Below are 16,581 nucleotides of genomic sequence, written 5' to 3'. Positions count from 1 at the left end.
CGGTCGATCCCTCTCTATCGCAGCGGGGCGGTCGGACCGCCCGGTGAGTCAAAACGCCCGTCCACCACGGACTGCGCCACCGCACCGACCTCCTCGTCGGGCAACCGCCGGAACCCGTCCGCCGTCACCTCGGCAACCACCGGGAAAATTCGGCGGATCAAATCGGGACCGCCCGTCGCCGAATCGTCGTCGGCCGCGTCATACAAAGCCTGCACACACACCAGCGCAGCGTCCTCAGCCGACAGGCCCGGCCGCCACAACTTCTTCAACGCCCCCCGCGCGAACACCGAACCCGACCCGATCGAATGGAAGTCCCGCTCCTCGTACCGGCCCCCCGCAGCGTCATAGCTGAAGATCCGCCCGCCCGCGCGCTCCTCATCGAAACCCGCCAGCAACGGCACCACCACCAGCCCCTGCATCGCCATCCCCAGATTCCCGCGGATCAGCGCCGCCAGCCGGTTCGCCTTACCCTCCAGCGAAAGCGTCCGACCCTCCAACTTCTCGTAATGCTCCAACTCCACCTGGAACAGCCGGACGATCTCCAACCCGATCCCCGCCGTACCCGCGATCGCGACCGCGGACAACTCATCCGCCCGGAAGACCTTCTCCACATCGCGCTGCGCGATCACATTCCCCGCAGTGGCCCGACGATCACCCGCCATCACCACACCCTGCGGAAACGCCACCGCCACAATCGTCGTGCCATGCGGGATCTCCTCCCCCGCCGCGACCGCCGGCGGAGTACGGCGCCCAGGCAGCCGATCAGGCGAGTACGACCCCAGGAACTCCGCAAACGACGACACACCCGGGCTCGAGAACACCCCCGGCAGCCGACCGGACTGCGAATCGTGAGACGCCACGCGACTCCTTCCCTCCACGCCACGGCACCGGCCCCCCTGCGGACAACGACCGGCACGACCCTTCAGACCCTACTGTCACCAGTGCGCCCACCGCATGCCCGTGATCCGTTACGTCCTCCGCCCACGGCGAACCCCACACCCGAATCCCCCCGGTACGCTCCGCGCCCGACCACTACGATGACGCTGTGGTGTGGGAACCCCCTGGCCCAAGCGGCCCACAGAACCCCCCGCCGTGGCCGGGCGCCCCAACCCCCGACGGCGACCCCTTCACCCGGGCCGAACACGACACCCGCGCCGCCATCGCCGACCCCTGGTGGACCACCGCCCCACCCGCCCACCGCGCCCAAGCCCTCCAACCCCGGCTCCTCGCCCTCCCCGACCACTCCTGGTGGATGTACGGCGCCTGGGCCCGCTGGTACCGCCTACACCCCGCCGACACCCGCTGGTTCCCCTGCCCCCCACCCCACCCCACCACCACCCGACACGCCGCGCTCCCCCCCGGACCCGGCCTCCCCCCACCACCCGTCCCACCCCACCTGCTCCCCACCGGACCCGACTTCGCCATCGACTACGGCCCCCCGCTCGCCGTCGCCGGCAAAGCCGTCTCCGGCGCCCTCGCCTACCGGCTCCGCTCCGTCCTCACCCAAGCCGCCCTCGCCCCACCCGCCGACTACCCGCTCGGCTGGAACCACTTCCTGCACGGCACCCCCAGCACCATCGCCGCCACCTGGAACACCATGCTGTGGTGCGCCGCCGTCCCCGCCTTCGACCCCACCCTCGCCACCACCCTCCTCGAACTCTGGACACCCCACCTCGCCCGCCCCCCAGCCGACCAAGGCCGGCTCCGCTGGCTCCCACCCCCACCACTGCGCACCCTCATCGGGCTCTACACCGAACGACTCCGCGCCGGCCGCGACGACGCCGCCGGACAGATCATCCGCTGCATGGTCATGACCGCCCAGGCACTCCGCGACGACCCCCGCTTCCGCGTCCGCGCCGCCGCCCTACTGTCGATCATCGAACCCATCCAGACCGGCCCCGCCCTCGACCACCACGCCCTCGGCTACGGCGACCAAGCCGTCGAACGCGAATGGACCAGCCGCTGCCCACCCACCCTCGGCGCGGCCCTCTTCCCCGACACAGCCCCCGGCGAACGCCTCCAGCTCGCCTGCTACGACCTCGCCACCGCACTGACCCCCCTGTGCGGCCAACCCGAAGACGACGACGCCACCGAACCCCGGCACGCCGCCATCGCACTGCTCGCCGCCGACCTCGCCGGCTACCGGCCCGACCTCGCCCCGCCCATCGGCGACTGGCTCGACCCCGAACTACGCACCCTGCTCGGCGAGATCACCACCGACACCGCGCACCCCCTGCGCGCACTGTGGCCCGCCCACGGGCGACCCGCCGAACACCTCACCCCCGGCACCCCGCAGACCGCCCTGGAAATCCTCAGCGCCGCCGCCGCGGCCGACTTCGCCTGGGCCCGCCTCGGCGACGGCGTACCCGTCCCCGACGACGGCTTCCCCGTCCCCGACGCCTACGCCCACGCCCTCGACGAACTCCAGGCCACCACCCGGCCCCTCACCACCGAAACCCCGGCCCTCCCTGCCGCCGACCCCGGGCCGGACACACCCCACCCCGAAGCGCTCTCCAGCACCCCCGGAGCCTGATCACCGCCCGTGCGGGTACTCCGGCGCCAGCGCCACCTCGACGTTCCGCAGACCCACCGCCTCGACATCCCACGGGCAACCCGCACGCTCCGCCAGCTCCGCAGCCGCCCTCCGGCGCTCGCCGTCCAACGCCCGGAACAACGACCGGCACGTGGGCGCCATCGCACCCGGAGGTTCCGGCCAGGATCCGGCCGAGGCAGCGGATCGCGCACCCGGCCCCGCCAGGAAGCCATCCAGGTAATCCGCCGCGCGCAGCAGCGAGATCGCGTCGTCCTTGAACTGCCCCATGCCACTGTTGCATCCCAGACAGAGGACCCCTCGGACCGCGCCACTCTCGTGATCATGGTCGACGTGGCCACCAGGCTCGTTGGCGCAGATCGCGCACAGACCTCGTTGAGCGGCCAGCATCCGCTGCTCATCCCGCTCATCGATGCCGTACTTGGCGCGCAACTTGTAGTGCCGGGCGGAACTCAGCCGGTCAGCCCTCGCCCCCCGGACCCGGCTCCGCCCACGGTTTGCGAGACCGCCGATGGTCGGCGTTCCGAACTCGAGTTCCATGTGCTGGAAGTGGGTGAGCCTGCCATCCAGGTAACCGGCCGCCCGGCGCAGCCGCCACGCTTCGTCCTGGAACTGGCCGAGTCCCCCGTTGCAGCCGAAGCACAGCAGGCCGCGGACAAGTCCCGTCTGGTGGTCGTGATCGACGTGAAGCGCCGGTTCACGAAGGCAGATCACGCATATTCCACCTTGACGCCTGCTTATCTTGTCTACCTCTTCGACTGTGATCCCGTATCGATACTTGAAGAGATAATTTCGAACACTTCCATGTACACGATTCTTTATTTCTACTGTGACCTTATTATGGCAAGGCTTACAATAGGCTGTGAGACCCGACTTTTCTGCCCGGTTGCGACCGAACTCGGCGATCGACTTTATCTCACAGCACTTTGGGCAGTACTTGTGGCCGTGCGGGACCTCTAGGCGCTCTCGAACGACCCTTCCCTGAGCGGCCATTCTTTTGCGGTAACTCTGCTTCGACCTGATACCGAAACACGCCTTGCAGTACCTGGCGAAGCCATCGACCATCCGCTTATTACGGCCAAATTCAGACGTTGACTTTAACTCGCCGCAGTCAGGACACTTCTTTGTGCCCTTTGCTAACCCTTCTAGAAAATCGGACATACCGGGATCATTCACCGCCTTTCTGGACGTAGCTCCTCACGAATTCCTCTGCATTCTCTTCCAATACCTCGTCGATTTCGTCGAGGATTGCGTCGACGTCGTCGGTCAGTTTTTCGTTGCGTTCCTGGACGTCTTCGGCGGGGGCCGCCTGGGTCTCCTCGACCTCTTCGGTGCGCCGCCCGGTCTGCTTCTGTCCGCCCGTGTCCTTGGTGGCCATTCCCTACCTCCCGTGTCGTGCCGGTGTTCTCAACCCTATCTCCGATCACCGGGGATGAGCGGGTCTCTCAGCCGCCCGTTCCTGGTGTCGGATGCGGGGTCTGCCGGGGTTATCGCCGGTCTGTGATCAAACGAAACGGGCATAGCGGTCACATCTCTGCCGCGTCCGGTGGGGGTCAGCCCTCGCCGGTGAGGGTGGCGACCAGTTCGGCGGCGGTGCGGCAGCGGTCGAGCAGCGCTCCCACGTGCTGCTTGGTGCCGCGCAGCGGTTCGAGGGTGGGGACTCGTTGGAGGGATTCGCGGCCGGGGACGTCGAAGATGACGGAGTCCCAGGAGGCGGCGGCGACGGAGTCGGCGTACTGGCCCAGGCAGCGGCCGCGGAAGTAGGCGCGGGTGTCCTCGGGCGGGTTCTCGACGGCGGCCTCGACCTGGGCCTCGGTGGCGAGGCGTTCGATGCGGCCGCGGGCCACCAGCCGGTTGTAGAGGCCCTTGTCGGGTCGGATGTCGGTGTACTGGAGGTCGACGAGTTGCAGGCGGGGGTGGGACCAGTCGAGGCCGTCGCGGGTGCGGTAGCCCTCGAGGAGTTCGAGTTTGGCGACCCAGTCGAGTTCGCGGGAGAGCTGCATGGGGTCGTCGCCGAGGCGGTGGAGGACGGATTCCCACCGGTCGAGGACGTCGCGGGTGTGTTCGTCGACGTCGGAGCCGTAGCGGTCTTCGACGTATTTGCGGGCTTGTTCGAGGTACTCCATCTGGAGTTGGACGGCGGTCATCTTGCGGCCGTCGCGCAGGGTGAGGAGGTGTTTGCAGGTGGGGTCGTGGGAGACGGCGCGGAGTCCGGCGACGGGCATGTCGACGGAGAGGTCGGTGGTGAGGAAGGCGTCTTCGATCATGGCGAGCACGATGGCGGTGGTGCCGAGTTTGAGGTAGGTGGAGATCTCGCTCATGTTGGCGTCGCCGATGATGACGTGGAGTCGGCGGTATTTCTCGGGGTCGGCGTGGGGTTCGTCGCGGGTGTTGATGATGGGTCGTTTGAGGGTGGTTTCGAGGCCGACTTCGACTTCGAAGAAGTCGGCGCGCTGGCTGATCTGGAAGCCGTCGCCGCGGCCGTCGACGCCGATGCCGACGCGGCCGGCGCCGGTGACGACTTGGCGGGAGACGAAGAAGGGGGTGAGGTGCCGCACGATGTCCGAGAACGGGGTTTCGCGCTTCATGAGGTAGTTCTCGTGGCAGCCGTAGGAGGCGCCCTTGTTGTCGGTGTTGTTTTTGTAAAGCTGGATGGGGTGGGTGCCGGGGATCTGGGCGGCGCGTCGGACGGCGTCGGCCATGACGCGTTCACCGGCTTTGTCCCAGATGACGGCGTCGCGCGGGTTGGTGCACTCGGGGGCGGAGTACTCGGGGTGGGCGTGGTCGACGTAGAGCCGTGCCCCGTTGGTGAGGATGACGTTGGCGAGTCCGAGGTCTTCGTCGGTGAGTTGGCTGGCGTCGGCGACTTCGCGGGCCAGGTCGAAGCCGCGGGCGTCGCGGAGCGGGTTCTCCTCTTCGAAGTCCCAGCGGGCTCGCCGGGCCTTGGCGGCGGAGGCCGCGAGGTAGGCGTTCACCACCTGCGAGGAGGTGACCATCGCGTTGGCCCCTGGCTGGCCGGGCACGGAGATTCCGTACTCGGTCTCGATCCCCATCACGCGCCGAACACTCATGTGTCGAGCCTATCGGGGGCCGTGGGGTGGAGCCACGGGGGTGAAGGTCGGGTCATGACGGCCTCCTACCCGGGTGAGTGGGGGTTGGATCGTCAAGCCGGCGGCGCGGCGGCCAATCGGGTTGGCCGCCGCGCCGGTGGGCGGTGTTTTTAGGGTTGTTTTAGAGGTATTGCCCGGTGTTGGCCACCGTGTCGATGGACCGTCCGGCTTCGGTGCCGGTCTTGCCGGAGACGAGCGTGCGGATGTAGACGATCCGTTCGCCCTTCTTGCCGGAGATGCGGGCCCAGTCGTCGGGGTTGGTGGTGTTGGGCAGGTCCTCGTTCTCGCTGAACTCGTCGACGCAGGCGGCGAGGAGGTGGCTGATCCGCAGCCCCTTCTGGCCGGTGTCGAGGAACTGCTTGATGGCCATCTTCTTGGCCCGGTCGACGATGTTCTGGATCATCGCGCCGGAGTTGAAGTCCTTGAAGTAGAGGACTTCCTTGTCACCGTTGGCGTAGGTGACCTCCAGGAAGCGGTTCTCTTCGGTCTCGCTGTACATCCGTTCGACGACTCGTTGGATCATGGCTTCCACCGCGGCTTCGGAGGAGTTGCCGTGTTCCTTGACCTCGTCGGGGTGCAGGGGCAGCCCGGCAAGGATGTACTTGGAGAAGATGTCTCGGGCGGCTTCGGCGTCGGGCCGCTCGATCTTGATCTTGACGTCCAGCCGGCCGGGTCGCAGGATCGCCGGGTCGATCATGTCTTCGCGGTTGGACGCGCCGATCACGATGACGTTTTCGAGTCCTTCGACGCCGTCGATCTCCGAGAGGAGCTGCGGGACGATCGTGTTCTCGACGTCGGAGGAGACTCCGGAGCCGCGGGTGCGGAAGATGGAGTCCATCTCGTCGAAGAACACGATGACCGGGGTGCCGGCCGAGGCCTTCTCGCGGGCTCGTTGGAAGACCAGGCGGATGTGCCGCTCGGTCTCGCCGACGTACTTGTTGAGAAGTTCGGGGCCCTTGATGTTGAGGAAGAAGCTCTTGCCTTCCTGGCCGGTCTGCTCGGCGACCTTCTTGGCCAGCGAGTTGGCCACGGCCTTGGCGATGAGCGTCTTGCCGCAGCCGGGCGGGCCGTACAGCAGGACGCCCTTGGGCGGCCGGAGGTGGTGTTCGCGGAAGAGGTCGGCGTGCAGGTAGGGCAGTTCGACGGCGTCCCGGATCATTTCGATCTGGCTGCCGAGCCCGCCGATCTCCTCGTAGGAGATGTCGGGCACCTCTTCGAGGACGAGTTCTTCGACCTCGGCCTTGTGGATCTTCTCGTACGCGTAGCCGGAGCGCGATTCGAGCATCAGCGAGTCGCCGGGGCGCAGGGAGACGCCGCGTAGCGGTTCGGCGAGCTTGATGACGCGCTCTTCGTCGGCGTGCGCTATGACGAGGGCGCGTTCGCCGTCGGCGAAGACCTCCTTGAGCATGACGACTTCGCCCTGCTCTTCGAAGTCGAGGGCTTCGACGACGTTGAGCGCCTCGTTGAGCATGACCTCCTGGCCGCGCTGCAACTCGTCGATGTCGACGGCCGGGCTGACGTTGACCCGGAGTTTGCGTCCGCCGGTGAAGATATCGACCGTTCCATCGCCTCGTGCTTCGAGGAACACCCCGAAGCCGGACGGGGGTTGCGCGAGCCTGTCGACCTCCTCTTTCAGCGCGATGATCTGCTCTCGGGCCTCCTTGAGGGTCGTGACGAGACGTTCGTTCTGTCCCGTCACGGCGGCCAGATTGGCCTGTGCCTCATGGAGGCGCTCTTCCAGCACACGAACTTGGCGGGGGGATTCCGCGAGCTTCCGGCGCAGCACGGAGATCTCTTCTTCCAGGAAGGAGACCTGCGTTTGGAGGTCCTGGACCTCTTTGTCGTGCTGCGCCTTGCGCGCCCCAGCATCGTCACGAGCGGCCACGCCCCGTCACCTCCTCACAGAGAGTCGACAACTCAGACCCTACCTATCTGGCGGGCTTCCGTAACCTGCTCGTAGGTGGTCGTGTCTTGCCGGTGGGGCCGATGGGGTGTTCCCGCACCACCAGCAGGACAGCAGGACTTGCGGTTCAAACACGCTTCTGGCACAAGAAAACCTACTGTGGAACAGTGCTTCCGCAAATTTTACCGAAGCCTTGCGATTTGGAAAGCTTCGTGACAACCGACGATCGCGCTGGAATTCCCGTCACTCGGTGTAGTTTTGTGACCTTGAGCACGTTGTGTGGCGCGCTCAGTCGGCCTGTACTGCGTCGGTCTCCTCCGGGCGAGCGCCCTTGGCGGGCCGGCGGCGGCGCATCGGGGGAACCACCCCGTCGGCGAGCCGGCGGGCGGTCACCAGGAAGCCGGTGTGCCCGACCATCCGGTGATCGGGGCGGACGGCGAGGCCGTCGACGTGCCAGGACCGCAGCATCGTCTCGAAGGCGTACGGCTCGGCGAACGTCCCGTGTTCGCGCAGGCCCTCCACGACCCGGGACATCTGGGTGGTGGTGGCGATGTAGGCGCAGACGAGCCCGCCGGGCACCAGGGCCTTGGCGACGGCGTCCAGGCACTCCCAGGGGGCGAGCATGTCGAGGACGACCCGGTCGACGTCGGTCTCGGTGAGGGCGTGTTCGAGAGAGCCGACGGTGAGCCGCCAGGCGGGGTGCGGGCCGCCGAAGAAGGTCTCGACGTTGGTGCGGGCGACGTCGGCGAAGTCGGGCCGGCGCTCGTAGGAGGAGACCAGCCCGTGCTCGCCGACGGCGCGCAGCAGCCAGCAGGTGAGGGCGCCGGAGCCGGCGCCGGCCTCGACGACCCGGGCGCCGGGGAAGACGTCGGCCATGGTGATGATCTGCGCGGCGTCCTTGGGGTAGACGACGGCGGCGCCGCGCGGCATCCGCACGGCGTAGTCGTGCAGGAGGGGGCGGAAGGCCAGGTACTCGGTGCCGCCGGTGGAGCGCAGCACGATCCCTTCGGGACGGCCGATGATCTCGTCGTGGGCGATGGACCCCTTGTGGCTGTGGAAGAGCCGGCCGGACTGGAGGGTGATGGTGTTGCGGCGTCCCTTGGGGTCGGTGAGCTGAACCTGGTCACCTGCCCGGAAGGGGCCGTGCGGGATGCGGCCCGCGGTCGGGGTGGGAACGCCGGTGGAGGTGGGTTCGCTCATGCAGGGCAGGTTATCGGGGGTCGGCGGCGTCTCAGGCCCCGCTGAACTCCCGGTCGAGGTCGCCGAGGGACAGTACCCCGTAGATCCGGCCGTCGGGTTCGACGAGCAGGTACTCGGTGGCCTGGACCTGCTGGACGGCCTGGAGGAGGTCTTCGCCGGCGAGGTCGGCGTCCAGGGTGAGCCCGGGGGTCAGGCTCCGGGAGATCTCGCTGGTGAGCGTCCAGGGGCGGCGCTGTTCGGGGACGGCGTGGACGGCCTGCTCGCTGACCAGCGCGGTGGGGGTGCCGTCGTGGTCGGCGATGACGAGGGCGCCGGAGCCGTCGGCCTGGGCCCGGCGGATCGCCTCGGCGAGCGGGGTGTCGCCGGGGACGAGCGTCGCGCGGCGGGCGAGGCGGCGGGCGTTCAGCAGGGGGATCCGCTCGCGCAGCCGTTCGTTCTGGATGGCCGAGGAGGCCCCCACCCAGATGAAGGAGGCGATCAGGGCGGACCACAGCAGGGCGAGCCAGCCGTAGCCGCCGCCGGTGGTGCGCTGGGAGGCCAGGAGCGCGCCGCCGGCGAGGGTGAGCAGGGCAACTCCGCGCCCGACCCAGCCGGCGACGATCGTGCCGTCACGAGCCCGGCCGGTGATCTTCCAGACGGCGGCGCGGACGAGCCGGCCGCCGTCCAGGGGCAGGCCGGGCAGCAGGTTGAACAGGCCGACCAGGAGGTTGGCGATGGTGAGGGCGTCGACCAGGAGGCGGGCGACGGGGGGCAGCGGCACCAGCAGGTGGACCAGCAGCCCGATGGCGGCGAGGACGAGGTTGACCACGGGCCCGGCGAAGGCGATGAGGAAGTCGCGGCCGGGGGTGGGTGATTCGCGTTCGATGGCGGTGTCGCCGCCGAGGATGTGCAGGGTGACGGCGCGGACGGGCAGGCCCATGGCGCGGGCGGTGACGGCGTGGCTGAGCTCGTGGACGAACACCGAGGCGTAGAGCAGGACCGCGTAGGCGAAGGCGATCAGGTGGCTGAACGGGGCGGAGGCGACGTCGCGGACCTGGTACTCGAACAGCACGGTGATGAGGAAGGCGACCAGGAACCAGCTCGGCGACACGTACACCGGGATGCCGAAGGGGCGCCCCACCAGCAGGCCTGGACGTCGGTGTTCTCGGCCGGGGTCCGGCGTGCTGTCTGCCACGTCCTCGATGGTACGGGCCGGGCGGCGCGGCGGGTGGCCGGGGATCCGCGGTTTCGTCACAGGGGTGGCCTACCCTCGAGCGCATGACGACCACCGAGGAGATCGCGGGCACGGGTGACGGCGCTCCGGTGGTGATCGGTTCGCTGTCCCCGTCCCGGGCCGGCGACTTCATGACGTGCCCGCTGCTGTACCGGTTCCGGGTGATCGATCAGATCCCGGAGCGGCCGAGTGCGGCGGCGGTGCGGGGCACGCTGGTGCACGCGGTGCTGGAACGGCTCTACGACCTGCCCGCGGCCGAGCGGACGGCGCCGGCGGCGCTGGAGCTGCTCGATCCGCAGTGGGAGCGGCTGCTGGCGCGGGAGCCGGAGCTGGCGGGGTTGTTCGCCGACGACGAGGCGGGGGGCGCCGAGCGGGCCGAGTGGCTGGCCGAGGCGCGGCGGATGGTCGAGCGGTACTTCACCCTGGAGGACCCGCGGCGGCTGGAGCCCGCCGAGCGCGAGCTGTTCGTGGAGACGGTGCTGGGGTCGGGGCTGAAGCTGCGGGGCTACATCGACCGGGTGGACGTGGCGCCGGGCGGCGCGACGCGGATCGTCGACTACAAGACGGGCACGGCGCCGCGGGCCGACTTCGAGGCCCGGGCGCTGTTCCAGATGAAGTTCTACGCCCTGGTGGTGTGGCGGCTGCGCGGCGAGGTGCCCCGGCTGTTGCAACTGATGTACCTGGGCAACGGCGAGGTGCTGCGGTACGTGCCGGACGAGGCCGATCTGCTGGCGACGGAGCGGAAGGTCGAGGCGCTGTGGGCGGCGATCCAGCGGGCCATGCGGACGGATGAGTGGCGGGCCCGGCGCGGGCGGCTGTGCGACTGGTGCGACCACAGGGCACGGTGCCCGGAGTTCGGCGGCACGCCGCCGCCGCTGCCGGCGGCGCCCCCGGCCCGGGTGTCGCCGGCCGATGCCGAACCGGCCCCGGGGCCGGCCGTGGGGCGGTACTCCGACGACCTGTGAGCAGGGCGGCGCCTCATCCTTGCGGAGGATCCGGGATCCCCGCGCAGGAGGGCCCCGGGCGAGGTCGGACGTCCTAGTGTGAAAACGTGTCACCCCGCATCCGCAGCCTGTGTTCCGTGCTGCGCACCCGTCCCGAGCTGCGTGACGCCCTTGTCGCCGCGCTACTGCTGGCGGTCGGGCTGCCGCAGTACTTTCTGGACCGGGTACCGCCGGAGCTGGGGTACCACCCGCCCGATCTGCGGAGCGCGGCGCTGATCGTCGCGGTGACCGGCGCGGTGGCGGTGCGGCAGCGGCTGCCGATGACGGTGCTGGTGCTGGTGCTGGCCGGTGAGATGGCGCTGGCGGCGCTGGGGTACCCGCCGTCGGTGGCGGACGTGGTGGCGCTCCTGCTGGCGATCTACAGTGTGGCGGCGCACCGGGCGCTGGCACACAGCGCGCTCGGCGGGGTGCTGGCGGTGGTGGGGCTGAACGTGGTCCTGGCGATGCTGCCCGAGCCGCTCAGTCTGATCAACTATCTGACCAACATGACCCTGGTGGTCGGGGTGTGGTGGCTGGGGCGCAGCCTGCGGTTGCGGCGGGCGTACCTGACCGAGCTGGAGGACCGGACGTCCCGGCTGGAGCGGGCGCGCGGGTCGGATGCGCGGGCGGCGCGGGTGGAGGAGCGGTCGCGGATCGCCCGGGAGCTGCACGACGTGGTGGCTCACCATGTGAGCGTGATGACGGTGCAGGCGGGGGCGGCGCGGCGGATCCTGGACCGCAACCCGGAGGGGGCGCGGGAGGCGCTGGGCACCATCGAGGAGGTGGGCCGGACCGCGCTGAGCGAGATGCGCCGGATCGTGGGCGTGTTGCGCACCGATCGGGACGCCGAGGCGCAGGAGCCGCGGCTGGCGCCGCAGCCGGGCATGGGCGACGTCGGCGAGTTGGTCGATTCGGTGCGGGAGACCGGGCTGGCGGTGCAGCTGTGGGTGGAGGGTGAGAGCCGGGCGCTGTCGCCGGGGGTGGACCTGGCGGCATTCCGGCTGATCCAGGAGGCGCTGACCAATACGCTCAAGCACGCGGGTCCGCAGGCGCGGGCGTGGGTGCGGCTGCGGTACACCGACCGGGATCTGACCGTGGAGGTCGAGGACGATGGGCGTGGCGCGGCGACGTCCATCGGCGACAACGGCGACAATCCGGGCCATGGCCTGGTAGGGATGTACGAGCGCGTCGCCCTGTACGGCGGTGAGCTGCGGATCGGTCCGCGGATGGGTGGCGGGTTCGGGGTGCGTGCCCGGTTCCCGCTGGAGGCGTGATGAGCAGGCGTGGTGAGCAAGTCGTGGTGAGTAGTCGTGGTGAGTGAGGTCGGATGACGGTCCGGGTGCTGCTGGTCGATGATCAACCGTTGCTGCGGACGGGGTTCCGGCTGATCCTGGAGGCCGAGCCGGACATCGCGGTGGTGGGCGAGGCCGGAGACGGGGCGGTGGCGGTGGAGGCGACGCGCTCGCTGCTGCCGGACGTGGTGCTGATGGACATCCGGATGCCCGGGGTGGACGGTATCGAGGCGACCCGGCGGATCGTCCGGGAGGGCGCCGCGACGCATGACCCGCGGGTGCTGATCCTGACGACGTTCGACCTGGACGAGTACGTCATCGAGGCGGTGCGGGCGGGGGCCAGCGGTTTCCTGCTGAAGGACTCGCCGCCGGAGGACCTGGTGTCGGCGATCCGGATCGTGGCGGCCGGTGACGCGATCGTGGCGCCGAGCGTGACGCGGCGGCTGCTGGACAAGTTCGCCACCCGGCTGCCGGCGGTGCGGGACGCGGCTCCCCCGCCGGGCCTGGACACGCTGACGGAGCGGGAGCGCGAGGTGCTGAGCCACGTGGCCCGCGGGCTGTCCAACGCGGAGATCGCGGCCGAGCTGGTGGTCAGTGAGACGACGGTCAAGACGCACGTGGGGAACGTGCTGGCCAAGCTGGGGTTGCGCGACCGGGTGCAGGCGGTGGTGTACGCCTACGAGACGGGGATGAGCCGCCCGGGTCAGGGCTGACCCCCCTGAAAGGGCCAGGACCCCCCTACTTCCGAAGAATGAGGGGGCGCGGAGCGCTCATGCGCGAGGGGGAGAGTGACTCCCTTCCCTCGGCTCATCCGCTGGATGGAACAGGCCTTTAGATTTTCTTTACCGGACCGACGAGTTCTTCGGCTCGCCCGCCCTTGCCGTTTCTTCCATCCCCCAGGGAGTTTTCTCGTGACGAACACCGCCCCCATCACCGCCGAGGAACTGAATCGGCCCGGAGCGGCGGACCTCGCCGCCCGCGCCCAGGACGTCAGCAAGGTCTACGGCTCCGGTGACGCCCGGGTCGTCGCCCTCGACCACGTGTCGGTGGGCATCCCGCGCGGCCGGTTCACCGCGATCATGGGCCCGTCCGGGTCGGGCAAGTCCACGCTGATGCACTGCATGGCGGGGCTCGACTCGGTCAGCTCCGGCCAGGTCCTCATCGGCGACGTCGAGCTGACCCGGCTGGACGACAAGCGGCTGACCCGGCTGCGCCGCGACCGGATCGGCTTCGTCTTCCAGGCGTTCAATCTGGTCCCGACGCTGACGGCGCTGGAGAACATCACGCTGCCGATGGACATCGCCGGCCGCAAGCCCGACCGGGAGTGGCTCGACACCGTGATCGACACGGTGGGGCTGCGGGACCGGCTCCGGCACCGGCCCAGCGAGCTGTCGGGTGGTCAGCAGCAGCGGGTGGCGTGCGCCCGGGCGCTGGCCTCCCGCCCGGAGATCGTCTTCGCCGACGAGCCGACCGGCAACCTCGACTCGCGCTCCGGCGCGGAGGTGCTGGGTTTCCTGCGTTCCTCGGTGCGGGAGATGGGCCAGACCATCGTCATGGTGACCCACGACCCGGCCGCCGCCGCCTACTCGGACCTGGTGCTGTTCCTGTCGGACGGCCGGGTCGTCGACCAGATGGGCGACCCGACCGCGGAGAAGGTGCTGGAGCGGATGAAGGGTTTCGACCGGCCGGGGAGCGACGCGTGACCGCCCCGCCCCTCCCCCCGACCGGATCCCCGACCGGCCCCGCGGGCCGGCCGAACGAACTGAGGTGTCTCCCATGATGGCCAAGGTGACGCTGCGCAACCTCGCGGCGCACAAACTGCGGTTGGTGCTGACCGCAGTGTCGGTGGTGCTCGGCGTGGCGATGGTCGCCGGCACCTTCATCTTCACCGACACCATGTCCCGGCAGTTCGACGACCTGTTCAACAGCATCGGCAAGGGCGTCGCCGTGGACGTCCGCGGCAAGCAGATCGTGGACGGGATGGACGCGACCGGGGCACCGGTCCGGCCACCGGTTCCCGCGGCCGTCCTCGACCGGCTGCGCACCGTGGAGGGCGTCAAGAACCCGATCGGCAACGTCACCGGGTACGCCGCTCTCATCGGCAAGGACGGCAAGGCGGCCGCCACGGTCGGCCCGCCGCAGCTGGGCGTGAACTGGGTCGAGACCGGTGGCAGCAGCGACTTCAAGCTCATCTCGGGCCGGGCCCCGGCCGGGCCGGCCGAGGCCGCCGTGGACGAGTCGACTCTGGAGCGGGCCGGGTACAAGGTCGGCGACCAGGCGAAGATCCTGCTGCAGGGGCCGACGCATTCCGTGACGATCGTGGGGGTCATCGAGACGCCCAACCTGATGGGCGCCACGGTCACCGCCTTCGACACCGCGACGGCGCAGCGGCTGCTGCTCAAGCCCGGGTTCTTCTCCGACATCTCGATGGACACCACCGGGGTGTCGCAGGAGGTGCTGCGGGACCGGGTCGCCCAGGTACTGCCCGCCGGGATGGAGGCGATCACCGGTAAGCAGCTCGTCGAAGAGGGCAAGAGCGACATCGAGGGCTTCCTGACGTTCTTCCGGACCCTGCTGCTGGTGTTCGGCCTGATCGCAGTCTTCGTCGGCGCGTTCATCATCTTCAACACGTTCTCGATGCTGGTGGCCCAGCGCACCCGGGAGCTGGCCCTGCTGCGGGCCATCGGCGCCTCGCGCCGGCAGGTGACACGGGCGGTGCTCGGCGAGGCGTTCGCGGTCGGCGTGGTCGGCTCCACCCTCGGCCTGGCGGCGGGCTACGGGATCGCCACGCTGCTGAACGGCGCCATAAACACCAGCGACGAGGGCGGGCTGGTGTTCACCGCCACCCCGGTCATCTGGTCGTACGTGGTGGGCGTCACCATCACGGTGGTGGCGGCGTACTTCCCGGCGCGGCGGGCGGCCAAGACCCCGCCGGTCGCGGCGATGCGCGAGGAGGTGCGACCGGCGCAGCGCACCCTGCGGCTGCGGGTGATCATCGGCACCGTGATGACGGTGGGCGGCGCGGCGGCGGTGTTCGGCGGGCTGGCGAGCGGAACCCTGGAGCTGCTCGGCGTCGGCGCGTTCCTGGTCTTCCTCGGCGTGACGATGCTCGCCCCGGTGATCAGCCAGCCGGTGATCCGGCTGCTCGGTGCCGTGTTCCCCCGGCTGTTCGGCACGCCTGGCCGGCTCGCCCGGGAGAACGCGCTGCGCAACCCGCGGCGGACCGCCTCGACGGCCTCCGCGCTGATGATCGGGCTGGCCCTGGTCAGCGGGATCAACGTGGTGCAGGCGTCCGCGGTGTCCTCCATCGGCCAGTCGATCGACAAGCAGTTCGGCGCCGACTACATCCTCATGTCCGAGACCCAGATGCCGTTCAGCCCGGAGGCGTTCAAGGCCGTGAGCCAGGCGCCGGGTGTGGAGCGGGCGACCGCCCTGTACATGGGGCAGATCAACGTCGAGGGCAAGGCCCTGGGCGTGCAGTCCGGCGACACCGCGGGGCTGGTCGCGGGGGGCCGGATGCAGGTGGTCTCCGGATCGACCCAGCTCGGCAAGGACGGCATCCTCGTCTCCGAGGACGTCGCCAAGGCCAGGAAGTGGACGGTGGGCAGCCCCGTCGCCGCGCAGTTCGCCGACGGGGCGCGGCAGCAGCTGCGCGTCGCCGGGATCTACGCCAGGAACGACCTGCTCGGCGGGGCTCCCGTCCTGCCCCTGGAGACCTACCTGGCGCACACCGCCCAGCCGCTGGCCGTGCTCGGGCTCATCGACGTGGCGAACGCGGACACCGCCACCCGGCAGGGGGTGGAGCGGGCGCTGGCCCAGTTCCCGAACCTGCAGCTCCAGAACCAGGCGGAGCTGAAGGAGACGTTCCAGAAGCAGCTCGACCAGCTCGTGGTGCTCCTGACGATCCTGCTGGCCATGTCGATCATCATCGCGGTGATCGGGGTGGTCAACACCCTGGCGCTGTCGGTGATCGAGCGGACCCGGGAGATCGGGCTGCTGCGGGCGGTGGGCACCAGCCGCCGCCAGCTGCGCCGGATGATCCGGCTGGAGTCGGTGGTGATCGCCGTGTTCGGCACGCTGCTGGGCGTCGTGCTCGGTGTCGCGTTCGGTGCGGCCATCCAGAACGGGCTCGCCGACAGCGGGTTGCAGGTGCTGTCCATCCCGGTGCCGACGCTCGCCGTCTACGTCGTGCTCGGCGGGGTGGTCGGCGTGCTGGCCGCGCTGTGGCCCGCCTGGCGGGCCGGCCGGATGGACGTCCTGAAGGCCATCGCCACCGAGTGATACCCGGAGGGACGGCGACGGCCCCGCACCCAGGGTGGGTGCGGGGCC

General features: G+C 69.7%; 13 protein-coding genes. 6 read left to right on the top strand and 7 right to left on the bottom strand.

The annotated features are described in order from the left end of the window. Positions 1–14: 14 nt before the first annotated feature. A complete protein-coding gene (gene prcB / locus DPM19_RS16990; RefSeq protein WP_111868802.1) occupies positions 15–860 on the bottom strand; it encodes a proteasome subunit beta in 846 nt (281 codons plus the stop codon). 185 nt (positions 861–1,045) lie between these two features. On the opposite strand from prcB, the gene DPM19_RS16985 reads away from it, so the two are divergent. After that, positions 1,046–2,533 carry a hypothetical protein gene (locus tag DPM19_RS16985; protein WP_111868799.1) on the top strand — a complete coding sequence of 496 codons (1,488 nt, stop codon included), beginning with the start codon at positions 1,046–1,048 and terminating at the stop codon, positions 2,531–2,533. Here the strand turns inward: DPM19_RS16985 and DPM19_RS16980 are convergent, their stop codons facing one another. The 6 genes from DPM19_RS16980 to DPM19_RS16955 all read right to left on the bottom strand — a co-directional run bounded on the left by DPM19_RS16980 (position 2,534) and on the right by DPM19_RS16955 (position 9,938). Then, positions 2,534–3,544, bottom strand: coding sequence for an endonuclease VII domain-containing protein (locus tag DPM19_RS16980; RefSeq protein WP_233510283.1), 1,011 nt, complete (start codon positions 3,542–3,544; stop codon positions 2,534–2,536). Positions 3,545–3,719: 175 nt separating this feature from the next. After that, on the bottom strand, positions 3,720–3,929 hold the full coding sequence (locus tag DPM19_RS16975) for a ubiquitin-like protein Pup (protein ID WP_111868793.1): 210 nt from the start codon (positions 3,927–3,929) through the stop codon (positions 3,720–3,722). Between the two features lie 175 nt (positions 3,930–4,104). After that, complete coding sequence (gene dop, locus DPM19_RS16970; RefSeq protein WP_111868791.1) at positions 4,105–5,622, bottom strand: depupylase/deamidase Dop; 1,518 nt, start codon at positions 5,620–5,622, stop codon at positions 4,105–4,107. A 160-nt stretch (positions 5,623–5,782) separates the two neighbouring features. After that, positions 5,783–7,546 carry a proteasome ATPase gene (arc, locus tag DPM19_RS16965; protein ID WP_111868788.1) on the bottom strand — a complete coding sequence of 588 codons (1,764 nt, stop codon included), beginning with the start codon at positions 7,544–7,546 and terminating at the stop codon, positions 5,783–5,785. 306 nt (positions 7,547–7,852) lie between these two features. Next, positions 7,853–8,764: a tRNA (adenine-N1)-methyltransferase gene (locus DPM19_RS16960; protein ID WP_111868786.1), complete on the bottom strand. Its 912-nt coding sequence runs from the start codon at positions 8,762–8,764 to the stop codon at positions 7,853–7,855. 31 nt (positions 8,765–8,795) lie between these two features. After that, positions 8,796–9,938, bottom strand: a complete 1,143-nt coding sequence (locus tag DPM19_RS16955; protein ID WP_233510222.1) for a site-2 protease family protein — start codon at positions 9,936–9,938, stop codon at positions 8,796–8,798. Positions 9,939–10,021: 83 nt separating this feature from the next. Here DPM19_RS16955 and DPM19_RS16950 point away from each other — a divergent pair, with 83 nt between their 5' ends. The 5 genes from DPM19_RS16950 to DPM19_RS16930 all read left to right on the top strand — a co-directional run bounded on the left by DPM19_RS16950 (position 10,022) and on the right by DPM19_RS16930 (position 16,533). Beyond that, positions 10,022–10,942, top strand: coding sequence for a RecB family exonuclease (locus DPM19_RS16950; RefSeq protein ID WP_111868783.1), 921 nt, complete (start codon positions 10,022–10,024; stop codon positions 10,940–10,942). An 86-nt stretch (positions 10,943–11,028) separates the two neighbouring features. Beyond that, positions 11,029–12,234: a sensor histidine kinase gene (locus tag DPM19_RS36780; RefSeq protein ID WP_111868780.1), complete on the top strand. Its 1,206-nt coding sequence runs from the start codon at positions 11,029–11,031 to the stop codon at positions 12,232–12,234. A 53-nt stretch (positions 12,235–12,287) separates the two neighbouring features. Beyond that, positions 12,288–12,965 carry a response regulator gene (locus DPM19_RS16940; protein ID WP_111868777.1) on the top strand — a complete coding sequence of 226 codons (678 nt, stop codon included), beginning with the start codon at positions 12,288–12,290 and terminating at the stop codon, positions 12,963–12,965. A gap of 198 nt (positions 12,966–13,163) precedes the next feature. Then, positions 13,164–13,955, top strand: a complete 792-nt coding sequence (locus tag DPM19_RS16935) for an ABC transporter ATP-binding protein (protein ID WP_233510221.1) — start codon at positions 13,164–13,166, stop codon at positions 13,953–13,955. 73 nt (positions 13,956–14,028) lie between these two features. After that, the gene (locus DPM19_RS16930; protein ID WP_233510220.1) at positions 14,029–16,533 is read left to right on the top strand and encodes an ABC transporter permease; all 2,505 of its coding nucleotides are present in this window, start codon (positions 14,029–14,031) and stop codon (positions 16,531–16,533) included. Positions 16,534–16,581: the final 48 nt, after the last annotated feature.

Source organism: Actinomadura craniellae, from assembly GCF_003289645.1.
GTDB lineage: Bacteria > Actinomycetota > Actinomycetes > Streptosporangiales > Streptosporangiaceae > Actinomadura_D > Actinomadura_D craniellae.
Note: the sequence above shows the minus strand (reverse complement) of the source record. Positions and strands in the feature narration are given on the sequence as shown.